This window comes from Mesorhizobium sp. M4A.F.Ca.ET.050.02.1.1 (assembly GCF_003997725.1).
In the GTDB taxonomy this organism is placed as follows: Bacteria; Pseudomonadota; Alphaproteobacteria; order Rhizobiales; family Rhizobiaceae; genus Mesorhizobium.
Genome location: NZ_RZSG01000255.1, coordinates 1 through 7,507, shown reverse-complemented (window position 1 = coordinate 7,507; position 7,507 = coordinate 1). Strand labels below are relative to the sequence as shown.

Here is a 7,507-nt window from a genome sequence, read left to right as displayed (position 1 = left end):
TGGGTGGCGACTTCGAAAGGGAAGACCTGCGCGGTGGGCAACGCGACCAGGTCGAACCGGTCGAAGATCGACAGCAGCGTTCGGTGCCAGGCCGAGCGCCTCACCGTTGCGGCATGGACTTGCGGCGCGGTGAGGCGCATCGCCTGCTCCACCTCCCACACGGCTTCGGGTTTCAGCAGCCTGCGCTTGGCCGGATCGTCGTAGTGGACCTTGAGCGCGCAGCCGCTGCTCGCCTGGCGCAGCGTGACGAAGGCCTGCCACAGCGCCTCGAAATCGACATCCGGCACCTGCGCCTCGCTGTGGAAGGAGGCATCGGCGAAACGGGCGAGCGCGGCGTGGCAAAGATCGACTATGCCCGGCTCGACAGGCAGGTGACCGCCGAGATCGCCGAGCCAGGCGATGCGGCCACCAGTTGCCTTCGTCGACAATCCGTCGAGGAAGGAACCCTGCTTGTCGTGCGACAACGGGGCGCGCGGATGATAGCCGGCCTGCTCGTCGAGCAGCAGCGCGATGTCGCGCACGCTGCGGCCCATCGGCCCTTCCACACCCATCTGCGCGTGGAAGACATCGATGTCCGGCCCGGCGGGAACCAGCCCCTGCGAGGGGCGGAAGCCATAGACGTTGTTGTAGGCGGCGGGATTGCGCAGCGAGCCGCCGAAGTCGCTGCCGTCGGCGATCGGCACCATGTCGAGCGCAAGCGCCACCGCCGCGCCGCCGCTCGATCCGCCGGCGGTCAAGGCCGGATCGAAGGCGTTGAGCGTCGGGCCGAACACAGTGTTGTAGGTGTTGGAGCCAAGCCCGAATTCGGGGACATTGGTCTTGCCGATAATGATGGCGCCGGCCTTGCGGACGCGCTCGACGAAGAAGTCGTCCTCCCCGGGGACGAAGTCGGCGAAGATCGGCGAGCCGAAGGTGGTTTTCAGGCCCTTGGTCAGGGCCAGGTCCTTGATCGCAATCGGCAGGCCGAACAATGCTCCCGTCTCACCGCCGCGCGCCAGATGGGCATCCGCGCTGTCGGCCTCAGCGAGGATGCCGGCGCGATCGCGCAGCGACACGATGGCGTTGACCTGCGGGTTCACCGCCTCGATGCGGTCGAGAAAAGCTGCGACCACCTCGCGCACCGACAGGCGGCGCTGCCCGATCGCGCCGGCTAGCTCCACGGCGGACAGACGGCAGATGTCGCCGGCCGGCGGAACGGCATGCTTTGTCTTGGGACGCATGGCCGTCGTCACGCGCCTGGGAGGGCCGCGTCGACATCTTTTGCCAACGGAATGGCCGGCTGCGCGCCCGGCTTCAGGCAAGCGAGCGAGCCGGCGGTGGCGGCGCGTGCGAGCGCCTGTTCGAGCGGCAGGCCCGACGACAGGCCGGCACCGAAATAACCGCAAAACGTGTCGCCGGCGCCGACCGTGTCGACCGGGGTTATCTCCAGCGCCGGCACGGTCAGGAACGTGTCGGGCGTCGCGGCCAACACGCCATCGCCGCCGAGGGTGACGACGATAGTACGCCCGGTCTTGCCGGCATAGTCGCGCATCCGCGCGGGGCGGTCACGGCCGCTGAGCGACAGCGCCTCGCCATAGAGATCGAATTCAGTCTCGTTGGCGACGGCATAGTCGGCCTTGCTTAGCAGGTTGGATGCCTCGGCGCGAAACGGCGCGGTGTTGAGCACGCTGATGGCGCCGGCCGCCCGCGCCGCCTCCAGCGTGGCGTCAACGGTCTGCAAGGGGATCTCGTGCTGCAGCAGCACGACGTCGCCCTTCTTGAGCTGTGCCTTGGCGATATCGCCGGGCAGCACCGAATCATTGGCGCCCGGGACCACGGCGATGACGTTTTCACCGTCGGCGCCGACCAGGATCAGCGCCGTGCCGGTCGAAGCGAAGCTCTCGCCTATGCCGGAGAGATCGACCTTGCCAGTGAGCAAAGCCAGCGCCTCGGCGGCGAAGCTATCCTTGCCGACGGCGCCGACCATGCGCACCTTGGCGCCGGCGCGCGCGGCGGCCAGCGCCTGGTTGGCACCCTTGCCGCCGGGCGCGGTGGCGAAAGTGGAGCCACGCACCGTCTCGCCGGGCGCCGGCAAGCGGTCGACATTGGCGATGAGGTCGAGGTTGATGGAGCCGACAACGATAATCAAGAAGAGCCTCCTGCTGACTGCGCGGGAAGCTAGCCTGTAAGAGCGCCGCTTGCCAGCCCACAATAGGGTTCCGCGCCGGCTGCCACTTGCTCATTCGCAGCGCACGGTGACCGTGCCCTGATAGGTGCCGGCCGGAAAGATGCCCGGCGACTTGGTGGCGGCGAGGTCGACCAGCATGGTGTGTGTGCCGTTGATCACCCGCTGCGGCGAACTGCCCGGAATGTCCGTGCCCGAGCCGTCCAGCCGGAAGACGGTGGCGAAGGTGACGTTGGTGTCGCCGCCGCTTGGAGCCGAAGTGAAGGCGATCGGCGCCGGCGCGGAAACCGAAAAGCAGTCGAGCAGGTTGAGGATCGAGCACAGCAGCGAGCTTGCGGTGATCGTGGCGCCGGCGCTCGACCCGCCCGCCTGCTTGGAGCCGAGGATGTTGATGGCGGGGTTCGACGTCATCGTTCCCGAGGCGCCGATCACGATCGTGCAGGTGCCGACGATCGCCGCCTGCGCGGGAAAGCAGAGGCCGGCAAGTGCTGCCACCGCAAGCAGGGTGCGGCTATTTCTTCTTCTTTTTCCTGCCATCGCCGTTCGTACCTCTGATGCTCCAGCCTTCGTTGGCCCATCCGGCCGAAGCGGTTGCGGGAGCGGGAGCGGCCGTGGGACCGGCGGCAGCCACGCTGCCCGTCGTCTGGCCGTCGGCGCCGAGGCCCATCTTGAGCAGCTTCAGTTCCATCTGCAGGCGCTCGACCTCAAGCTCGTAGAGGCGGCTGCAATCGACACGCTTCGGCGTCCGACCGATCGGGACCACCACGCGGCCATAGGTGGCGATGTCGCTGTTCGACTGGCTGCTGTTGTTGCCTCTGATGACGCCGACGTCGAGATAGGCGCCACTGCCTGAAACCGAGGAGCGGCAGGTGGTGCCGTCGGAAGCATGCACCTCGTCCTGGCCCTGGGGAAGGGTGACACCGGGCAGGGTGAAACCCGTCTGGTTCTGGTTCAGGTTCAGTATGTCCTCGGCAAACCCCGAACTCACGACCGCCAAAGCGGACAGCAAGGAGAGGGTCAGGACCTGCGATGTCCGAAGAACTTTCCGCATATCTGTGCCCTTATCTGCGTCTGCTCGCTTGGAAAGGGGATACTCTCGGTACAGATACGCACTTTACGCTCGGTCGCGCCGTCGAACGGCACGACCACCAGAACCGGACGCGATGCCTGGCCGGCCAGAAGAAAGGCGCTGGGCGTGATCCTGGCGGCTATCGGCTGGAAATCCTGGTCGTAGACATGAACCTCGACGCGAATTCGCTGGTCGTACGGGTTGCCCGGAAAGACGCGGACGGCGAAAGCATCGGTGAACGACCTCACCTCGCCGCGCATCGGCGTCATCGACTGGCCCGTCGCGGCAAGGGGAGACAACACGACGGCCAGCGCAGCCGTCAGAATTCCAACCTTTTTCAAAGACCGCTCCTTTCGCGAGAAGGCTATTCGCAGCGCAGTGTGACGGTTGCCTGGTAGTTGCCGGCGGAGAAGCGGTTCGAGCCGCTCTTGGTGCCGGCAAGATTGACCGCGACCGTCGATGTGCCCGGTACCGTCAGCGCGGTCGCGGTGCCGGTCTCGGCAATGGTCTGCGCGCCGGAGGTGGCGAAGGTCGGGGTCCATGTGGTGGCCGTGACATCTGAGGCCGGCACGGTGGTGGTCGTGACCGGGTCGACGCTGAGCGTGACGCCGCCGGTGGTATCCACCTGGGCGCTGCCGGCCGAACCGCCTGCATTGTGGGAGCTCAGCGACTGAAGATTGGTGCTGACGGTCATCGTGCCGTTGGAGTTGATCGTGATCGTGCAGGTCGCGGTGATCGTGCCGTTGAACAGCACGTTTCCGGTGGCTGCGGATGCGGTCTGGTCGATGCAGGCGACCAGCAGTGCCGCACCGATGACGGCGCGAAAGAACTTCATCGAAACCCTCCTATCAAGCCGGATGGTCCGACTTAATACAAAGGCATCTTCGCTTTATCGTAGTTAATTTAGGGTAAAATGAAATGTCTTCACTTGCCTAAAAAGAGTAAAACCGGCGAAACCACAGGTTGTCGCCGGTTGTAATGCCTATAAATTTGGGGGCAAAGGCGATAAATGTAGGAATACTTGTTTATACTTTGATCCACGGTTTTGTGCAACAAAACTCGAAAATATCGACGTTTCAGGACGAGACCTGTCCCGCCTCCCAGCCGAGGATGGCACGCTTGCGGGTCAGGCCCCAGTGGTATCCGGTGAGGGCGCCGGACTTGCCGAGCGCGCGGTGACAAGGCACGACGAACGACATCGGATTGGCGCCGACCGCGGCACCCACCGCGCGGCTGGCGCTCGGCGCGCCGATGCTGGCGGCGATCGAGGAGTAGGTGCAGGCCTTGCCCATCGGGATGCGCAAGAGGGTTTCCCAGACGCGCAACTGGAAGTCGGTGCCGATCATCACCACGCGCAGCGGCTGGTCGGCGCGCCACAGTCTTGGATCGAAGATGCGCGCGGCGTAGGGCGCTGTAGAGCTCATGTCCTCGACATAGGCCGCGTTCGGCCAGCGGCCGGACATGTCGGCGAAGGCCGCGCGCTCGCCGCCGGGATCGTTGAAGGCGAGGCCGGCAAGCCCGCGGTCGGTGACCATGATCAGGGCGATGCCGAAAGGCGAGATGTGATAGCCGTAGCGGATGGTGAGGCCGGCGCCGCGCGTCTTGTAGTCGCCCGGCGACATCGCTTCATGGGTGACGAAGAGGTCATGCAGCCGTCCCGGGCCCGACATGCCGAGCTCGAACGAGGTTTCGAGCAGCGGCATGCCGGAATCGAGCAGCCGGCGCGCATGGTCGAGCGTGACCGCCTGCAGAAAGGCCTTGGGCGACAGGCCGGCCCAGCGGGTGAACAGCTTCTGCAGACCCGTCGGCGTCTCGCCGACCTCCTCGGCCAGATCCTCGAGCGAAGGTTGGTCGCGATAGTCGAGACTGATCTTCTCGATGGCGCGGCGCACGACCTCGTAGTCGCTGCCCTCGGGAGTAATTTCGTTCTCAAGGATCGCGGTCGTTTTCATCTGCGTATTCATGGTCATCTGGGCGTTCATGGCAATATCTCCTTGACCGCGAATATCGGTCTTCCCGCCCTTTGCCACCACCCGAAACTTGCCCTGCTGCCGCCCGCCCGCGACGTGCTTGAATTCCTACGGCAAGGCGTGGAAAGCCGGCCGCCGGATTCGTTGCACGCTTACAAATTCGACAGTCAGCGCGCCCTGGCGGTCGCGAGCGCGCGCGAAAAAGCGGTGGCAAAGCTCTCGCGGGAGACGGGGTCGAGGAAGGACCCGATCGACACGGTCTGTCCCTGTGCCTCTACCGCCATCCTGGTGATGCCGATCTCGGCATGGCGGGCGATCGAGAAGCGCGCCCAGAACGGATTGAAGCGGTGCGCCTCCGACCTGCCCGATGGCGCGGTCTTGCGAATGTCGAGGCTGGTGCGCGACACCGAGACTTCCTCGCGAGCGCGGGCGGCACGGTAGTTGACGCGGAAGGCGATGTAGACGGCGATCACGTCGAGCCCGAAGAAGCCGAACACCGGCCAGGCGCCGCGCGACAGGAAGAAGGCGCCGGTGGCCAGCCAGCCGAAGGACAGCGCGCCCATAAGGACGAAAAAGCCGGTGCGGCCGAGCGAGCGGTGCGGTGTCAGCAAGGCGTGGAAGAAGGGCTCGTCAGCCTGGAAGAAGGGCTCGTCAGCCTGGAAAGAGGCGTTTGTGTCGCTCATGCCTGGATATTATAGGAAGGGAATGGCAAGCCCCAAGACGAAAAAATCCCCGATGGCCAAAAATGCATTGCCGCCCGGCCGGCGCGACGGCTCGAACGCCAAACCGCGGCCGAGGCCGACGCGATCACGGCACCTCTACAGCCCGGCCGAGGTGCGCGAGATTTTCCGGCGGTTTTCGGTGCAGCGACCGGAGCCGAAGGGCGAGCTCGAGCATGTCAACGCCTTCACGCTGCTGGTGGCGGTGGTGTTGTCGGCGCAGGCCACCGATGCCGGCGTCAACAAGGCGACGCGGGCGCTGTTTGCGGTCGCCGACTCGCCGCAGAAGATGCTGGCGCTCGGCGAAGCGAAAGTCGGCGACTACATCCGCACCATCGGCCTCTGGCGCAACAAGGCCAAGAACGTGATCGCGCTGTCCAAGGCGCTGATCGACGAGCATGGCGGCAAGGTGCCCGCCGACCGCGACCAGCTGATCAAGCTGCCGGGCGTCGGGCGCAAGACCGCTAATGTCGTGCTCAACATGGCCTTCGGCCAGCACACGATGGCGGTCGACACGCATATATTCCGCATCGGCAACCGCCTCGGGTTGGCGCCCGGCAAGACGCCGGAACAGGTCGAGCAGGGGCTGCTGAAGATCATCCCGGCCGAGTATATGCGCCATGCGCATCACTGGCTGATCCTGCATGGCCGCTATGTCTGCAAGGCGCGCAAGCCGGATTGTCCGGCCTGCGTCATCGCCGACATCTGCAAGGCGGCGGAGAAGACGGCCGAGATGCCGGCGCCGCTGGTGCCGATCGCGCCGCTTTCGGAGACGGTTGCCGCCGAGGCTTGAAGCGGTGCGCAACCCCGACGGAGACCGCGCCGCGCAGTTTCCCGGAATTGCTCAGGAGCCGTAGCCGCGCGCCATAGCCGCCGCGAAGACCGGGATCAGCAGGAAGATGAAGGCTTCGGCGCGGACATAGGTCTTGACCGAGGCGAGCTCCGCCGCCGGCACCTGAAAGCCGGGAGTGGCGCCGGCCTGCCGGTTCCAGGAAATGAAGCGGATGGTCGGAATGATCGACAAAAGGCCGACGATGACGAAGGCCGTCATCTTTGCCCAGAACATCCAGTTGTAGATGTAGAACTCCCAGCCCTTCAGGCCGTAGAAGACACGGCCGGCGCCGACGATGACGATCAGCGCGGCGATGATGCCGTAATGGCGGTCGATGCCGACAAGGCGCTTCAGCGTCGCGGCGGGCAGATCGCCGCGGAGCAGCACGAATTCGGCGCCGATGATGCCGGCCAGCGAAAACACCAGCAGATGATGGATGATGGCCAGCACGAGGTCGGTGGTATCCATGCATTTTCCTCTGGTTGGATGATATGCGGGCTGAATCAGATTTCCGCTAAGACTAGCATCGCCGGACAGAATTCCCAGACACGGCGGGCAGCTAGCTGCCCTGGCGTGATGGGACGTTCTGGTCTGGAGGATGATCCGGACCGCCGTGGCCCTTGTTCGGTGCGGGAGGTTTGCTAGGCGCCTTCTTGACGTTCAAGCGAGGCAAGTTCCATGGGCAGTCCAAAGGCAACCGGCGTGCCGGTCATCGAAACGGCGCGGACCATCCTGCGGGCGCACCGGCTGGAC

General features: G+C 65.2%; 10 protein-coding genes. 1 reads left to right on the top strand and 9 read right to left on the bottom strand.

Annotated elements, in window-relative coordinates; translation table 11 throughout:
- The 8 genes from EOA33_RS17815 to EOA33_RS17780 all read right to left on the bottom strand — a co-directional run.
- Nucleotides 1-1,220: amidase (locus EOA33_RS17815; RefSeq protein ID WP_127406198.1), on the bottom strand; the 1,220-nt coding region annotated here is incomplete at its 3' end.
- An 8-nt stretch (nucleotides 1,221-1,228) separates the two neighbouring features.
- Nucleotides 1,229-2,128: a ribokinase gene (locus tag EOA33_RS17810; RefSeq protein WP_126058307.1), complete on the bottom strand. Its 900-nt coding sequence runs from the start codon at nucleotides 2,126-2,128 to the stop codon at nucleotides 1,229-1,231.
- Between the two features lie 90 nt (nucleotides 2,129-2,218).
- Nucleotides 2,219-2,701 carry a hypothetical protein gene (locus EOA33_RS17805; protein ID WP_127406197.1) on the bottom strand — a complete coding sequence of 161 codons (483 nt, stop codon included), beginning with the start codon at nucleotides 2,699-2,701 and terminating at the stop codon, nucleotides 2,219-2,221.
- Nucleotides 2,676-3,215, bottom strand: a complete 540-nt coding sequence (locus tag EOA33_RS17800) for a hypothetical protein (RefSeq protein ID WP_126058309.1) — start codon at nucleotides 3,213-3,215, stop codon at nucleotides 2,676-2,678. Before EOA33_RS17800 ends, EOA33_RS17805 begins: the two co-directional genes overlap by 26 nt.
- A complete protein-coding gene (locus EOA33_RS17795) occupies nucleotides 3,182-3,574 on the bottom strand; it encodes a hypothetical protein (protein WP_126058310.1) in 393 nt (130 codons plus the stop codon). Before EOA33_RS17795 ends, EOA33_RS17800 begins: the two co-directional genes overlap by 34 nt.
- A 23-nt stretch (nucleotides 3,575-3,597) precedes the next feature.
- Complete coding sequence (locus tag EOA33_RS17790; RefSeq protein WP_127406196.1) at nucleotides 3,598-4,068, bottom strand: hypothetical protein; 471 nt, start codon at nucleotides 4,066-4,068, stop codon at nucleotides 3,598-3,600.
- A 241-nt stretch (nucleotides 4,069-4,309) separates the two neighbouring features.
- Complete coding sequence (locus EOA33_RS17785; protein WP_189375432.1) at nucleotides 4,310-5,215, bottom strand: bifunctional helix-turn-helix domain-containing protein/methylated-DNA--[protein]-cysteine S-methyltransferase; 906 nt, start codon at nucleotides 5,213-5,215, stop codon at nucleotides 4,310-4,312.
- Nucleotides 5,216-5,370: 155 nt separating this feature from the next.
- Nucleotides 5,371-5,886: a DUF2244 domain-containing protein gene (locus tag EOA33_RS17780; protein WP_127406195.1), complete on the bottom strand. Its 516-nt coding sequence runs from the start codon at nucleotides 5,884-5,886 to the stop codon at nucleotides 5,371-5,373.
- Between the two features lie 22 nt (nucleotides 5,887-5,908).
- On the opposite strand from EOA33_RS17780, the gene nth reads away from it, so the two are divergent.
- On the top strand, nucleotides 5,909-6,715 hold the full coding sequence (gene nth, locus EOA33_RS17775; protein WP_127406194.1) for an endonuclease III: 807 nt from the start codon (nucleotides 5,909-5,911) through the stop codon (nucleotides 6,713-6,715).
- Nucleotides 6,716-6,766: 51 nt separating this feature from the next.
- Here nth and EOA33_RS17770 read toward each other — a convergent pair whose 3' ends face one another.
- Nucleotides 6,767-7,222, bottom strand: coding sequence for a DUF2214 family protein (locus tag EOA33_RS17770; protein ID WP_127406193.1), 456 nt, complete (start codon nucleotides 7,220-7,222; stop codon nucleotides 6,767-6,769).
- Between the last annotated feature and the right edge of the window lie 285 nt (nucleotides 7,223-7,507).